9 protein-coding genes are annotated in these 14596 nt (G+C 61.0%); 5 read left to right on the top strand and 4 right to left on the bottom strand.

Going from position 1 to position 14596, the window contains the following annotated elements:
* The first annotated feature begins 27 nt into the window (after positions 1-27).
* The 5 genes from LJE91_08620 to LJE91_08600 all read left to right on the top strand — a co-directional run bounded on the left by LJE91_08620 (position 28) and on the right by LJE91_08600 (position 9727).
* The gene (locus tag LJE91_08620; GenBank protein ID MCG6868773.1) at positions 28-393 is read left to right on the top strand and encodes a response regulator; all 366 of its coding nucleotides are present in this window, start codon (positions 28-30) and stop codon (positions 391-393) included.
* A 12-nt stretch (positions 394-405) separates the two neighbouring features.
* Complete coding sequence (locus LJE91_08615) at positions 406-954, top strand: chemotaxis protein CheW (GenBank protein ID MCG6868772.1); 549 nt, start codon at positions 406-408, stop codon at positions 952-954.
* Between the two features lie 189 nt (positions 955-1143).
* Positions 1144-3249, top strand: a complete 2106-nt coding sequence (locus tag LJE91_08610) for a methyl-accepting chemotaxis protein (protein MCG6868771.1) — start codon at positions 1144-1146, stop codon at positions 3247-3249.
* Positions 3250-3310: 61 nt separating this feature from the next.
* Entirely contained in the window at positions 3311-9172 is a 5862-nt protein-coding gene (locus LJE91_08605; GenBank protein ID MCG6868770.1) for an Hpt domain-containing protein, read from the top strand.
* A 90-nt stretch (positions 9173-9262) separates the two neighbouring features.
* Complete coding sequence (locus LJE91_08600; protein ID MCG6868769.1) at positions 9263-9727, top strand: chemotaxis protein CheW; 465 nt, start codon at positions 9263-9265, stop codon at positions 9725-9727.
* 174 nt (positions 9728-9901) lie between these two features.
* Here LJE91_08600 and LJE91_08595 read toward each other — a convergent pair whose 3' ends face one another.
* The 4 genes from LJE91_08595 to metK form a co-directional block, all read right to left on the bottom strand.
* Positions 9902-10678, bottom strand: a complete 777-nt coding sequence (locus LJE91_08595) for a 16S rRNA (uracil(1498)-N(3))-methyltransferase (GenBank protein ID MCG6868768.1) — start codon at positions 10676-10678, stop codon at positions 9902-9904.
* A gap of 30 nt (positions 10679-10708) precedes the next feature.
* Positions 10709-11587 carry a methylenetetrahydrofolate reductase [NAD(P)H] gene (gene metF, locus LJE91_08590; protein ID MCG6868767.1) on the bottom strand — a complete coding sequence of 293 codons (879 nt, stop codon included), beginning with the start codon at positions 11585-11587 and terminating at the stop codon, positions 10709-10711.
* Between the two features lie 97 nt (positions 11588-11684).
* Positions 11685-13103: an adenosylhomocysteinase gene (ahcY, locus tag LJE91_08585; protein ID MCG6868766.1), complete on the bottom strand. Its 1419-nt coding sequence runs from the start codon at positions 13101-13103 to the stop codon at positions 11685-11687.
* A 21-nt stretch (positions 13104-13124) separates the two neighbouring features.
* A complete protein-coding gene (metK, locus tag LJE91_08580; protein MCG6868765.1) occupies positions 13125-14321 on the bottom strand; it encodes a methionine adenosyltransferase in 1197 nt (398 codons plus the stop codon).
* Positions 14322-14596: the final 275 nt, after the last annotated feature.

The following is a 14596-nucleotide window of genomic DNA, read 5'->3' as shown; positions in this document are numbered from 1 at the left end:
AATTTACCTGTAACCGGGAGGCAGAAAGTGACCCGTATTCTGATCGTTGACGATTCCCCGACCGAGATACACGTGCTCAGGAAGATCCTCGAGAAGGCGGGATATGATATCGCGGTTGCCGAGTCCGGAGAGGAAGGCGTTCAGAAGGCTCGCAACGATGTCCCCGACCTGATCCTGATGGACGTTGTCATGCCGGGCCTGAACGGGTTTCAGGCGACCAGGCAGCTTTCCAACGATCCCCAGACAGCCCGCATTCCGGTGATTATGGTGACAACCAAGGACCAGCCGACCGACAAGGTCTGGGCGAGCCGGCAGGGTGCGAAGGGCTATCTGGTCAAACCGGTCAAGGAAAAGGAATTACTGAAGAGCGTTCGTTCGCAACTGTCCGGTTGACCGGAGACGATCATGTCCAGCGCAGAGAGCCGCAAGGTGATCGAGTTGCTTTACGGAATGCAGCAGAGGGCGATGCGGCTGGCTGCGGGTCTGCCCATACTGGAGGCGGTGCGCGAGGAATGGGTCGGTATCGCGTTCCAGTTGCGCCAGCATACCTTGCTCGCCCCCATGACCGAGGTGAAGGAGGTGATTACGCCACCCTCACTTTCCCAGATTCCGCATATCAAGACCTGGGTCAAGGGTATCGCAAACATGCGTGGCAACCTGCTGCCGGTGATCGACCTGCAGTTGATGTTGTTCGGCAACGCCCTGGCCGCTGATCCAAAGAACCAGCGGGTCATCGTCGTGGATCTGGAAGGTATTTCCACGGGACTCCTGGTGGATTCGGTACAGGGCCTGAATCATTTCTGGGCCGATGAGGTCCGGGGCCCACCCGCGGGGCTCGAACCCGCGCTGCAGCCCTTCGTTCAGCAGTCATTCGCATCCGATGATGGAAATTTCGGTGTCTTTGGTCTCATGAGTCTGGTGTACAGCGAGGCCTTTCTGGATGCGGCGGTGTGAGCGGATGCGGTTCGCGCCGATTCGCGGCGCGTTGTCTTCCGGGGGATCGACGACCTCCGGAAGGAATTTACGTCGTAGCGAGAGATCTACCCGTGGGTGCAGGTTCCCGCAGCAATACCCGTCTTGTCGGTTTCAGGGCATTCCTGTCCCGGTCCGAATCCCGAGCATGTCGATCAGGAGAAACAAAGCATGAAAGTATCCACCGGTGGTGACAAGTTAACGATATTTCTCGTCGTCGTTCTGGTGGCGTTGATCGCGGTGGTCGGTGTGGCCGCAGTGTACATCACCATACAGGCAAAGCATGAGAGCGAGTATCTCTCGATCGCCTCGGAACAGCAGCTGCTTTCCCAGCGTATGGCCACCCTGTCTCTGGAAGCCGCCTCGGGAACGAGCGCGGCATTCGATCAGCTCAGACAGGAGCGGGACACCTTCGATGCACTGCAGGACAAGATGAAGAAAGGTGACCAGGGTGCCGGGCTATCCGCCGCGCCCGCCGAGATCCGGAGCCAGGTGAACGCGGTTGATGGAGACTGGCAGACCTACCGCAGAAGTATCAATGCCATACTGGATGGTCAGGAAACGATCTCGACCGTTGCCGAGTATGTGGAGATCATTCGGGAGACCGTGCCCTTCCTGCTGGAGACTTCCGACGAGGTCGTTAGTGTCCTGGTCGAGAACAAGGCGCCGCAGCAGCAGATCTACATCGCCGCGCGCCAGCTGATGATCGCTCAGCGGATGGAGAACAGTCTCAATCGCGTACTTGCCGGTACCGAGGCGTCCGCAACGGCCGCCGAGGATTTCGGTGCTGACGCCAGACTGTTTGGTCAAGTGCTGGAGGGATTCGCCAACGGGAGCGAGGAACTGGGCATCAGGAAGCTGACCAATGCCAGTGCACGCGAGGCGTTGCGCGAGGTGGCGGTGGCCTATGCCGTGGTGAAGGAGCAGGCGGAAGGCATAATCGAGTCTGCGGCGGGTCTGGACCAAAGCAATATCGCGGCCAGCAGCATCGAATCCCAGGGCGCCCTGATGCTGGGCACCACGCAGTCCCTGGAAGCAGCCATCAGGTCGTACGGGTCGAGGCTCGACCTGCTGACGAACGTCGCCGGCGCCCTGGCCGCCGCCTCACTAGTCATCCTGCTTCTCATCAGCTGGCGGCTGGTACGCGGTGCGCGAATTCGTGCCGAAGTGTCCGCGGGTCAGAACAACCGGAACCAGCAGGCCATCCTCAGACTGCTCGACGAGATGGCAACGCTGGCGGACGGCGACCTCACCGCGCGCGCCACCGTTACCGAGGATATTACGGGTGCGATCGCGGACTCCGTGAACTTCTCCATCGACGCGCTCAGAAATCTCGTTGCGACCATCAACGATAGCTCGGAGCGGGTATCGAGATCTGCTGAACGCACACAGAAAATCACCTCCAATCTCTCCGAAGCCAGTAACACGCAAGCCCGCGAGATCGCGGCGGCGTCCGCCGCCGTGGTCGACATGGCCGACTCGATAGAGCAGGTGTCGAGAAACGCGGGCTCGTCGGCCGAGGTCGCGCAGCGTGCGGTGGACTATGCCCACGGCGGCACGAGCGCGGTGAGCCGCACCATCGACGGTATGGGTACGATTCGCGAGCAGATTCAGGAGACCTCCAAGCGCATCAAGCGGCTCGGCGAGAGTTCCCAGGAGATCGGCGACATCGTTGGACTCATCAACGAAATCGCCGACCAGACGAACATCCTTGCCCTGAACGCCGCGATTCAGGCGGCCACGGCCGGTGAGGCTGGACGCGGTTTCGCGGTGGTGGCGGACGAGGTGCAGCGACTCGCCGAACGGGCCGGTAACGCGACCAAACAGATCGAGGTTCTGGTCAAGACCATTCAGACCGACACCAACGAGGCGGTCATCTCCATGGAGCAGAGCACGGCCAACGTGGTGGCCGGTGCAAAGCTCGCCGAGGATGCGGGCGAGTCGCTGCAGCAGATCGAGAGGGTTTCGACCGAGTTGTCGGACCTGATCCAGTCGATCTCCCAGTCGGCCCGCCAGCAGGCCACCTCAGCGGCGAATATCACCAATACGATGAACGTGATCCAGGAGATCACGATGCAAACGTCGGCGGGAACCAACGAAACCTCGGAATCGGTCGGGGTCCTCACCAAGCTGTCAACGGACCTGAAGGCATCGGTTGCGGGCTTCAAGCTGCCGGAGTCCGAGGAAGCCGACATGCGGATTCTTGCCGAGGAATCGCCGATGGAGGTCGACGAGCACGGAACGGAACATCTTGTACCACGGCGGGTTCCAGCCTGATCGACACTTGGGACATGAGCCCGTCCGGACTCCTGGAACCCGTGTGAAAAGGTAGCAGCAGATGAAAGCAAGCCAGAGTGTCGAAGGCAACAAACTGATCTGGGTCAAGAAGGAACTCGATGGGCTCCTGAAGGACGCCAGGCTGGCGTTGCAGGACTACATCGAGGAAGACCACGACGTTTACCGGCTCGATGAAGTTGTCGCCCTGCTCAGGCAGGCTAGCGGCACGCTGCAGATGGTCGAGGTCAAGGGGGCCGCGATCCTGTCGCGGGAGATCGTGGATCTGACTGTTGCGCTCAAGGCGGGCAAGGTCGAACAGCGTGACGAGGCATTCGAGCAGCTTCTGGGGTCCGTCATGAAACTGCAGGACTACCTCGATCATGTCGAGGCGGGCAATCGGGATGTGCCCGTAGTCTTGTTACCGATTCTCAACGACATGCGCAGTGCCCGCGGCGCGGATCCGATGACGGGGAAGGTCCTGTTCTTTCCCGAACTTGCCGATGTCGATCCGGAGATCGACACCGGATCGATCGGTGACGTCCGGGGTGACCTGCCGGCATTGCGGCAGGCGTTTCAGGTCGGCCTTCTGGGGTGGTTCAAGGGATACGACGCCAAGGGAAATCTGGCCAGGATGCTGACCGTTACGGCGCGGCTCTACCGAGATGTCGCGACAGCGGCGGCGAGACGGCTGTGGGCGGCCAGCAGTGCGCTGATCGAGGCGCTGGCGCTCAATGGTCTTGAGGCGAGCGTGACGGTCAAAAACCTCCTCGGACGTGTGGATCGAGAGATCAAGCAACTGATCGATGCCGGTGAGGTCGAGATCGGTGGCGAGCAACACGAGGATCTGCTCAAGAACCTCCTCTACTACGTTGCGCAGGCCGAAGACCGGGGTCGTTTCGTATCCGCGATCAAGACGCAGTTCTCCCTGAATCAGGTCCTGCCAGATGAACGGGAGCTGGAAAAGGTCCGGGAGCGTCTCTCCGGCCCCGGTGTCGAGGTCCTGGCCGCGGTGTCGGATGCCGTGCGTGAGGATCTCGCGGAGGTCAAGGACAACCTCGAGATATTTCTTGCCCACGGGCAGAAGAATACCGGGGAACTCGACGCGGTCATCATGCGGCTGCACCGCATCGCCGATACGCTGGGTATGCTCGGTCTGGAGACCGCGCGCGACAAGGTCATGAACCAGGCGGATATTGTCAACCGGATCGTCAGCGGCGAAAGCGATTCGAGTGAAATCGCGATCATGAACATGGCGACCGTGGTGATCAACGTCGAAAGCGCGCTGGATGATTACGTCTCATTTCGCCCGTCTCAGGGGGAGGCCGACGACAGCGCCTTCAGCACTGGTGTGTTGCCATTCGCCGAGGTGCTCAAGCTGCGTGAGACCTTGGTCGGCGAGGTCCTGCAGGACTTCGAGGTGATCAAGGAAGCAATTATCGAATACATCTCTGCGCCCGATCAGCACCAGCGACTGAACGACGTACCGGCGCTACTGAACTCGCTGTCGGGTGCACTCGTCATGGCGAACGCGCAGGCTGCGGCACCCCTGATGAAATCCATTCGAGACTATGTCAACGAGCGCATATTGCAAGGGGAGGAAATACCGGATCCACTGGCGCTCGAACACCTTGCCGACGCCGTTTCCAGCGCGGAGTACTTTGTCGAGTCCCTGAAGAAACAGGGCCGCAGTATCGACGCTATACTGGAACCCGGCGAAATCGGCATGGCGCGACTGGGGTACCCGGTCCGGTCTGCTGCGCCCCGGGTCCACGAGGCTGAGGAGTCGGCTACTGATCTCTCGTCCGGGTTGATCGAGGCCCTGGACGACATCGCCAATCTCGCGGAGGAAGCCGGGGAGACCGTTGTATTTCGCCCCGCGGCGGTGGACAACGACCTGCTCGTCCAGGCGCAGGAACCGTTTGCCGGGGAACCGGCGGTCGCTGGCGCCCCCGGGGACGAGTATCGCGACCTCGTGGTGCTCGAGGAGGGGGCCGACGAAGAGATTCTGGAGATTTTCCTCGAGGAGGCCGACGAAGTCGTGGGGCAGGTCGTCGAGTTGTTCCCGCAATGGCGCCGCAACACCGACGACAGCGAGACCATGGTGACCATTCGACGTATGTTCCATACGCTCAAGGGCAGTGGTCGAATGATCGGGGCCGGTGTCATTGCGGAGTTCTCCTGGGCCTTCGAAAACCTGATAAATCGGGTGCTTGACAATACCGCCGCACCGGGTCCCGAATTGTTGGAAGTGCTCGCCGACGCGGTCGAGGTGTTTCCACAACTCGTCGAACAGATCAAGGGGCGGGGCAAACCGGACAAAGACGTTTTCTACATGATGGCGGTGGCGCACGCACTGAGCAGGCCGGGGACGCCTGTGCCGGAACGAGCGGCCGTTACGGTCGCGGAGGAGACTGAGACAAGGGCGGAGGTTCCTCCGCAGGCAGAAAAGACGTGGGAGACCCTGGAAGAGGTACTCGGCACCGAGGCGATGGATCTCGGCGAATCGCAGGTGGAGATCCCCGAGCCGGCTGCTGCTGAAGAAGCTGAGCCGGTTGGGAGCAAGGCCAAGGGCGAGAAAGGCAAGACAAAGGCCAGGGGCAAGTCCGAACCGATTGTTGAGGTACCGGAAGCCGGTGCGGAGAAAGTCGAGGTCACGGAGGCGGACGAAAGCGCTTTCGATACCGAGCTGCTGGATATCTTTCTGACAGAGGCCACCCAGCACCAGCGAGACTTCGATTCCCTTGTTCAGGCGAGTGCAAGGCAGCGTGCGAGGTTGCCGCTGAGCGATGAGCTCTTGCGGGCTGTACATACCCTGAATGGCAGTGCCAGAGCGACCGGTGTCCCCGCGATTCACGAGCTGTGCAGCCCCCTGGAGGCCTACCTGCAGGCGAGAAGGCAAACCTATTCAACGGTGGACGAATCCGCCTTTGAGTTGGTTGCGGCAACCGCGGCCGAGGTCGGCAGGGTGTTGGCCCTGCTCAAGGAGAACCCGGTCGGCGTGCCGGTTGACGAGGAGCTGCGCATACGGATCGATACCATGGCCGAGGAGATGATTCGGTCGCAGGAAGCCGTGGTGGCGCCTCCGTCGGAAGAAGCGGTGGAACCTCGGCTGGCGGAAGCAGTGGCACCTCCCCTGGAAGAAAAGGAGGTTTTGACGGGGATCGAGGTCCCGGAGGAAGCCGTGGTTCCCGCGGCCGCGGCACCAGGCGTGTGGGATATGCCCGGCGAGCAGGATCAGGAATTGGCCGAGCTGTTCCTGGAGGAAGCAAACGATGTCATGGAAGCCGGGGATCGGGCCCTGCAGACCTGGTCGGCCAACACCGCCGACCGCGAGGCGGTCACGGAACTGCAGCGTCAGCTACATACGCTCAAGGGCGGCGCCCGGATGGCCGGTTACCCCAAGAGCATCGGCGACCTGAGCCATGCGCTGGAATCCATGGTTATCAAGGTGAGCGAGGGTCGCCTGTCGGGCAGTCGGGAAATGTTCGACATGATGCATCGCTCCTTCGACCGTATCAGCGACATGCTCGACCAGGCGCGCCGGCACCAGCCGGTCCATGCGGATACAACACTGATTGCGGAGATCGCAGCGTTACGCGGAGAAACAGAACTCGCCGAAGTGCAGGGCCCGATGCCCGACAAGCCCAGCGAACAGGATCAGGAGCTGGCCGAGCTGTTTCTCGAAGAGGCGGCAGACCTCATGGAGGCCGGAGACCGGGCCCTGAACACCTGGGCGGAGAATATCGATGACCGCGACGCAGTCACCGAACTGCAGCGTCAGTTACATACGCTCAAGGGTAGCGCGCGCATGGCCAGTTACCCCAGGAGTATTGGCGAGCTGAGTCACTCGCTGGAGTCCATGATCGTTGAGGTTGTCGAGGGACGCCTTTCGGGCAACTCTGAAATGTTTGGCTTGCTGCATGGGGCGTTCGACGCTATCGGGGATATGCTTGATCAGGCGAGGCAGGGCCAGCCGGTCTACCCGGCTACCGGTATGATCGAGGAAATTGCGCGTCTGCGAGGGGAAGAACCGGCCCCGGAGGTGGAGGTCGCACCGGCACTCGCCGAAGCCCCGGCGCTCGCGGTCGCCGGCGTGCCGAAGCAGCCAGCCGCGCCGCAGGAAGTCATACGTGTCAAGTCGGACCTGCTGGACAATCTGGTGAACAACGCCGGCGAGGTCAACATCTACCACTCGCGGTTGGAGCAGCAGATCTTATCCTTCGGCTTCAACCTCGGCGAACTCGAACAAACCGTGGAGCGGCTGCGCCGGCAGCTGAGGCAGGTGGATATCGCGACTGAGGCGCAGATCCTCTATCGCTACGACCGGGATCCCGGGAAATCTGCTCACGGCGAGGACTTCGATCCCCTGGAAATGGATCGTTACTCGATGCTGCAACAGTTGTCGCGGTCGCTGGGCGAGAGTGTCAACGACCTGGTCAGTATCAAGGATATGCTGCGCGACGTCGTCCGTGACTCGGAAAAGTTGTTGCTGCAACAATCGAGGGTCAGCACCGATCTGCAAGAGGGTCTGATGCGAACCCGCATGGTGCAGTTCGCGGGTCTGGCGCCACGGCTGCGTCGCGTTGCCAGGCAGACAGCGCACGAACTGGGAAAGAAGGTCGATGTGCACATCATGGGCGAAACCAACGAACTGGACCGTTCCGTCCTCGACAGGATGGTGGCCCCGCTCGAGCACATGATCCGAAACTCAATATCCCACGGACTGGAGCTGCCGGAAAAGCGCAGACAGTCCGGAAAGCCGGAAACCGGCAATATCCGGATCGGCATCGACCGGGACGGCGCCGAGGTGGTCGTCCGTGTAGCGGACGACGGCGCAGGTATCGATCTGGAAGCCGTACGCACGAAGGCATACAAACAGGGGTTGATCGGCGACAGCGACAAGCTGTCCAATCACGACGTCATGCAGTTGATCCTCGAGTCCGGATTCAGCACGGCCGGAGAGGTGACACAGATCGCGGGACGCGGCGTTGGCATGGATGTCGTCGTCAGCGAGATCAAGCAGCTGAACGGCAATCTTGGCATCGACTCTACTCGGGGCGTCGGCACGGTCTTCACCGTGCGTCTTCCCTTTACCCTGGCCATCAATCAGGCCCTGCTGGTTCAGTTGGGCGAGGATGTGTTCGCCGTTCCGCTGACGAGCATCGAGGGAATCGTCAGTGTCAGTGCCGAGGATCTCAGCGATCGCTACGAGCAGGAAGGCGCGATCTACGAGTACGCCGGCAATGCCTACGAACTGAAGTATCTCGGGACCGTGCTCGGTCTGTCGCAACCGGATCTGCACGACCGGTCGCGGATGTATCCCGTGCTCCTGGTCAGGTCCGGCGATTTCAGGGCTGGTCTGCAGATCGACGGCCTGATGGGAAATCGCGAGATCGTCGTGAAACCGCTGGGTCCCCAGATCAGCAAGGCCAGGGGAATCTCCGGTGCGACTATCCTCGGTGACGGACGCGTCGTGCTGATTCTCGATGTCACCGGGTTGGTGCGTGTCGGGGCAGGGGTCAATTTCGACTATACGACCGAGAGACCGCCAGTCGTTTCCACGGTTCAGACGATCATGGTGATCGACGATTCCATTACCATTCGAAAGGTCACCTCACGCATGCTCGAGCGTAACAACTTCGTCGTGATGAGCGCGAAGGATGGCGTCGATGCGGTTAACCAACTTCAGGAGCAGAAACCCGATCTCATGCTGATGGATATCGAAATGCCTCGTATGGACGGGTACGAACTCGCGACGCACGTACGAAACAATCCAGACCTGAAGGATATCCCGATCATCATGATCACCTCGCGAACCGGCCAGAAACACAGGCAGCGCGCGGAGAACATCGGCGTCAACAAGTACCTTGGCAAACCCTATCAGGAGAGCGATCTGCTCGGTTCCATCAGGGAGTTTCTCTAGGGCCTGAACGTGGGCAGGCTTCGCGCGCCCGCGGATCATCGAAGCGACCAATCGCCCACGGGACTGCGCCGGCAACAGGACCTCAACACCATGGCCGAATCAAGCGATCGGGTTAGCTCACTTCTCCTGCCAATGCGGGGGTTCAATCTCGTCCTTCCGCATGCAAACGTCGCAGAGGTTCTGCAGGGCGTGGAGCCCGAGCCATCGGGTAACGATCTTGCCTGGTTGGTCGGATCGATAGAGTGGCGAGGGATCAGGATTCCCCTGATTTCCTACGAGACCCTGTGCGGACGCGAGTCGGGTCCGTCTGGCGACACCCCGGCCACTGTCGTAGTTTACGGTCTGGAAGGGATCGGCGACCTGCGGTTCTATGCCCTGGAACTGCAAGGGATCCCCCGGCCGATGGTCCTCGATGCCGAGCGCGTCGAGCCGGTCGACGACGACTCCGCGGAGCCAAACGAATTCGTCGCCCGCAACGTCCTGGTTGCAGGGCAGCCGGGGATTATCCCGGAACTGGCGAGCGTGGAACGGGGGATCCAGTCAGCAACCGGGTAGTATCCATGGAAGGTTTAGGCGATTGCCGGAAAATGGCATACCGGATTGCGCCGGATTTTCGTCCGTCATCAAGGCGCGACAACAGGCGCATAGTCGAGCTATGTAACGGTTGTCGCAACACAGAGGACGGACGAAAAGACAAGCAGGATGGTATGTCATTCGACAGAAATCGCCTTACCTGGGGTCGCCCGATCCGGGGTCAGGAATATCAGGGACACGGGTCCGGAAGTCGCCCCACAGGGTCTGGGCGGCCGCCAGCGCGGCAATACCCGCCGTCTCTGCCCTCAGCGTCCTGGGTCCCAGACGCACACTCCGGAATCCCGCTTCTGTGCATCGTTCGATTTCGTTCCGGCTCAGGCCGCTCTCGGGACCGCAGGCCACCGTCAATCGTTCCAGTGGGTCTGCCGTGACCGGAAATCCTGCCGGGGCGACCGGATCCAGTACGAATGCATTCTCGACCGTGTTGGCGGCCAGTGCCTCGGTCAACGTTAGGGGGGGATACAGTCGGGGCAGACTGGATCTGCCACACTGCTCGCACGCACTGACGACCACACCGAGCCAATGTCTGCGCTTGCGCTCGAGCCGCTCTCCGGCTAAGGGTTTCTCCGAATTCTCTGTCCACACGGGCCGGATGTGATTAACCCCAAGTTCCACGGTCTTCTGCAGCGCAAAATCCATGCGGTCCCCACGAAGTACCGCCTGCAGAATCGCGGTATGCAGCGTGGATTCGGCATGCACGTGGACCCGTTCACCCGGGTTCACCGAGACGCCGCGTCGATCGGCCTGAGTGACAACGGCGTATCGTTCGATCCCGCATCCATTGAATACCCGGATCCGTGTTCCCGGTTTCAGGCGTAGTACGCGGACCAGATGGTGCTGCGTGCGTGAGTCCAGACGGTACGGCAGATCTGACTCGAGTTCATCGTCGACGTAGACGCGTGGGGTGCGCATGCCGGATTGGTGCGGATTTCGGTAGGGAGTTCAGGCTGTCTCGCTGCCCGGGTTCCTGACATCCAGGCCGAGGTTTTTCCAGATGGCGATGGTGGGCAACGCCAGGTTCATCGTGTAGAAATGCAGTCCGGGCGCGCCCGCGGCCAGAAGGTCGTCACACAGTTTGGTCACGACGTCCGTGCCGAAGGCCCTGAGAGACTCGGTGTCTCCACCGAAATCCTCCAGCCGCCATCGCAGCCATCGAGGGATCTCCGCCCCGCAGCTATCCGAGAACCTGGCTAGTTGCTTGAAGTTGACGATGGGCATGATGCCGGGGACGACCGGCAGATCGAGGCTCATGGTTTCGCAGCTGTCGATGAAACGGAAGTACGCTTCGGCGTTGTAGAAGTATTGCGTTATCGCGCTGTTCGCGCCCGCCTCGACCTTCTGGCGAAAGTGTTCCAGGTCGTCACCGGCACTCAGCGCCTCGGGGTGGAATTCGGGGTAGGCCGCCACATCGATATGGAAATGATCGCCGGTCTCCTCGCGGATGAATTGAACGAGATCGCGCGCATAGCGAAAATCGCCCCCGTGACGGACACCTGAGGGGATATCCCCCCGGAGCGCCACCACGTGACGGACGCCATTTTCACGGTAGGTTTCGATGATCGTCCGTACCTGCTCGCGGTCGGCACCGATCCCGGAAATATGCGGCGCCGCGGCGCAACCCGAGCCGGCGATTTCGAGCACCGTCTCGAGCGTCTTATCCCTCGTCGAGCCGCCTGCGCCAAACGTAACCGAGAAAAAGCGGGGCCCGAGTTCCGTGGTCAGTCGTTCGCGGGTCCGTTGCAGTTTCTCCTCGGAGTCCGGTGATCGCGGTGGGAAGAACTCGACGCTGAAAACCTTTTCGTAGTGTTGTTGTGACTCCATGGATCCCCGATTCCGAACTCCGGGGTCGGGCGCGGACCGAATGCCTCGCCCGTCGGTTTGCGCCGGATGCTGCTTAGGGCGTGTCGCGATGTCGGCGTCAATAACGGTAGTAGTCCGGTTTGTAGGGACCATCCTGCTGAACGCCGATGTACTCGGCCTGCTTGGGTGTCAACGTGGTCATTGTTGCGCCAATCTTGTCCAGGTGCAGGCGTGCGACCTCTTCATCGAGCTGCTTCGGCAGCACATACACCCGCTTCTCGTACTCCTCGGGCTTGCACCAGAGCTCCACTTGCGCCAGCACCTGATTCGTAAAGGAATTGGACATGACGAAACTCGGGTGGCCGGTGGCGCAGCCGAGGTTCACGAGTCGTCCCTCGGCCAGCAGGATGATGCGCTTCCCGTTCGGGAAAATGATGTGGTCAACCTGAGGTTTGATGTTTTCCCACTGGTATTTGCTGACCCCAGCGACATCGATCTCGTTGTCGAAGTGGCCGATATTGCAGACGATTGCCTGATTCTTCATGGCCGCCATGTGGTCATGCGTGATGACGTGATAGTTTCCGGTCGCCGTCACGAAGATGTCGGCCTTGTCGGCGGCGTCTTCCATCGTGACCACCCGGTAACCTTCCATGGCCGCCTGCAGGGCGCAGATGGGATCGATCTCCGTCACCCAGACCGTGCATCCCAGGCCCCGAAGCGACTGGCAGCAGCCCTTGCCCACGTCTCCGTAACCGCAGACCACGGCGATCTTGCCCGCCATCATGACGTCCGTGGCGCGCTTGATTCCGTCGACCAGTGACTCCCTGCAACCGTAGAGGTTGTCGAACTTGGACTTGGTCACCGAATCGTTCACGTTGATCGCCGGGAAGGGCAGTTCACCCTCCCCCTCCATCTGATACAGGCGGTGGACACCCGTGGTGGTCTCCTCCGTTACCCCGCGAATGTTCTTCTTGATGGCCGAGTACCATCCCGGGTGGGAGGCCAGGCGGGAGCGGATCGCGGCGTACAGGACGGTTTCTTCGTCGCTTTCGGGTTTGTCCAGCACCGAGGGGTCCGTCTCGGCCTTTGCACCCAGCGTCACCAGCAGCGTCGCGTCGCCACCGTCGTCCAGGATCATGTTGGGCGTTCCACCGTCGCCCCACTCCATGATCCGGTGGGTGAAGTCCCAGTACTCCGCCAGGCTCTCGCCCTTATAGGCGAAGACCGGCACGCCATCGCGAGCGATGGCGGCCGCCGCATGGTCCTGGGTCGAGAAGATATTGCAGGAAGCCCAGCGCACCTCCGCACCGAGTTCGACCAGTGTCTCTATCAGCACCGCGGTCTGGATGGTCATGTGCAGGCTGCCCGCGATGCGTGCCCCCTTCAGGGGTTTTTCCGCGCCGTACTTCTCCCGCAGGGCCATCAGCCCGGGCATCTCGGTCTCGGCGATGGCGATTTCCTTGCGGCCCCAGCCGGCAAGTTCGAGGTCAGCGACGTGATAGTCGGGCCGGAGATTCTCTACTGTCTGTGTGGTCATGTTCCCCTTCTCGTAATTTCTTCAGGATCCGGCGAGTTGGACCTGGGCGCCAAGGCCTGCGCCGTCACGAAGCTCCGCGGCCTTGTCGGTACGTTCCCAAGTGAATTCCACCTCCTCTCTACCGAAGTGGCCGTAGGCAGCACTTTTCTGGTAGATCGGCCGGATTAGGTCCAGCATCCGGATCAGCCCGTAGGGCCTGAGGTCGAAATGCTCCCGGATCAGGGCGACGATCCTTTCATCGGCGATCTTGCCGGTCCCGAATGTTTCAACGGAGATGGACGTAGGCTCGGCCACGCCGATTGCATAGGAAATCTGTATCTCGCATCGGTCCGCCAGTCCGGCGGCGACGACGTTCTTGGCGACGTGGCGCGCCGCGTAGGCCGCGGAACGGTCCACCTTGGACGGGTCCTTGCCGGAGAATGCCCCCCCACCATGCCGCGCTGCGCCGCCATAGGTGTCCACGATGATCTTACGCCCGGTGAGTCCGCAGTCGCCCACCGGCCCACCGATGACGAAGCTGCCGGTCGGGTTGATATGGTACTTCGTGTCGGAATTGGTCCACTCGGAGGGTAACACCGGTTGAATGATGTTCTCCATCACCGCTTCGCGAAGGTGCCCGTATTCGATGTCCGGGTCATGCTGTGTCGACAGGACGACAGCGTCGATCCCGGAGATTGAGCCGTCCTCATAGCGAAACGTGATCTGGCTCTTTGCGTCAGGTCGAAGCCAGGGGAGCACGTGTGTCTTTCGCATCTCCGCCTGCCGTTCAACCAGGCGATGGGCGAAGGTGATCGGGGCGGGCATCAGGACGTCGGTCTCGTTGGTCGCGTAGCCGAACATGAGACCCTGGTCACCGGCACCCTGACTCTCGGGCGAGGTGCGATCGACGCCCTTGGCGATGTCGGAAGACTGCTTGCCAATCAGAGATATGACCGCGCAAGTGCTGCCGTCGAACCCAACGTCGGAACTGGTGTAGCCTATGTCGCAAACAATCTTGCGCACCAGTTCGTCGAGGTTGATCCAGGCCTCCGTGGTGATCTCGCCGGCAACGATCACCGCCCCGGTCTTGACCATGGTTTCACACGCTACGCGGGCGGTCTCCGGATCCGGATCCTTCTCAAGGATTGCGTCGAGCACCGCATCGGAGATCTGGTCGGCAATCTTGTCGGGGTGACCTTCCGATACCGATTCGGAAGTAAAAAGGTAGTTGTCTGACATCCGTTCTGAAAACCTCCGCGAGGGTATAGTGCGTGCGGACGGGAACCTCGATTCCCTTCCGTGCCATTCTGGGCGCGGTATAATATACGATTTCGCAGGTGGACGCGAAGCGGCGGTTGCGGGGAGCGTCGCGCCTAGGAGCCTGTCGGACTGAGGATTAATCTACTGCGCTGATGGGAGCTCGGCTCAAATGCCCCCGATTTTTCGTTGCGTAGGCCCACTATGCGCCTCAAAATCGTGAACATTCGATCTCGCTCTCCCATCATGCTCGCTAC

The sequence above is a fragment of the Gammaproteobacteria bacterium genome (genome assembly GCA_022340215.1).
Taxonomy (GTDB): Bacteria; Pseudomonadota; Gammaproteobacteria; order JAJDOJ01; family JAJDOJ01; genus JAJDOJ01.
Note: the sequence above shows the minus strand (reverse complement) of the source record. Positions and strands in the feature narration are given on the sequence as shown.

Bases quoted from the DNA above. Each gene is read 5' to 3' on its own strand.
- metF (MCG6868767.1), bottom strand. From the start codon at position 11,587: ATGGAGTCACAACAACACTACGAAAAGGTTTTCAGCGTCGAGTTCTTC.
- LJE91_08615 (MCG6868772.1), top strand. From the start codon at position 406: ATGTCCAGCGCAGAGAGCCGCAAGGTGATCGAGTTGCTTTACGGAATG.
- metK (MCG6868765.1), bottom strand. From the start codon at position 14,321: ATGTCAGACAACTACCTTTTTACTTCCGAATCGGTATCGGAAGGTCAC.
- ahcY (MCG6868766.1), bottom strand. From the start codon at position 13,103: ATGACCACACAGACAGTAGAGAATCTCCGGCCCGACTATCACGTCGCT.
- LJE91_08600 (MCG6868769.1), top strand. From the start codon at position 9,263: ATGGCCGAATCAAGCGATCGGGTTAGCTCACTTCTCCTGCCAATGCGG.
- LJE91_08595 (MCG6868768.1), bottom strand. From the start codon at position 10,678: ATGCGCACCCCACGCGTCTACGTCGACGATGAACTCGAGTCAGATCTG.
- LJE91_08610 (MCG6868771.1), top strand. From the start codon at position 1,144: ATGAAAGTATCCACCGGTGGTGACAAGTTAACGATATTTCTCGTCGTC.
- LJE91_08605 (MCG6868770.1), top strand. From the start codon at position 3,311: ATGAAAGCAAGCCAGAGTGTCGAAGGCAACAAACTGATCTGGGTCAAG.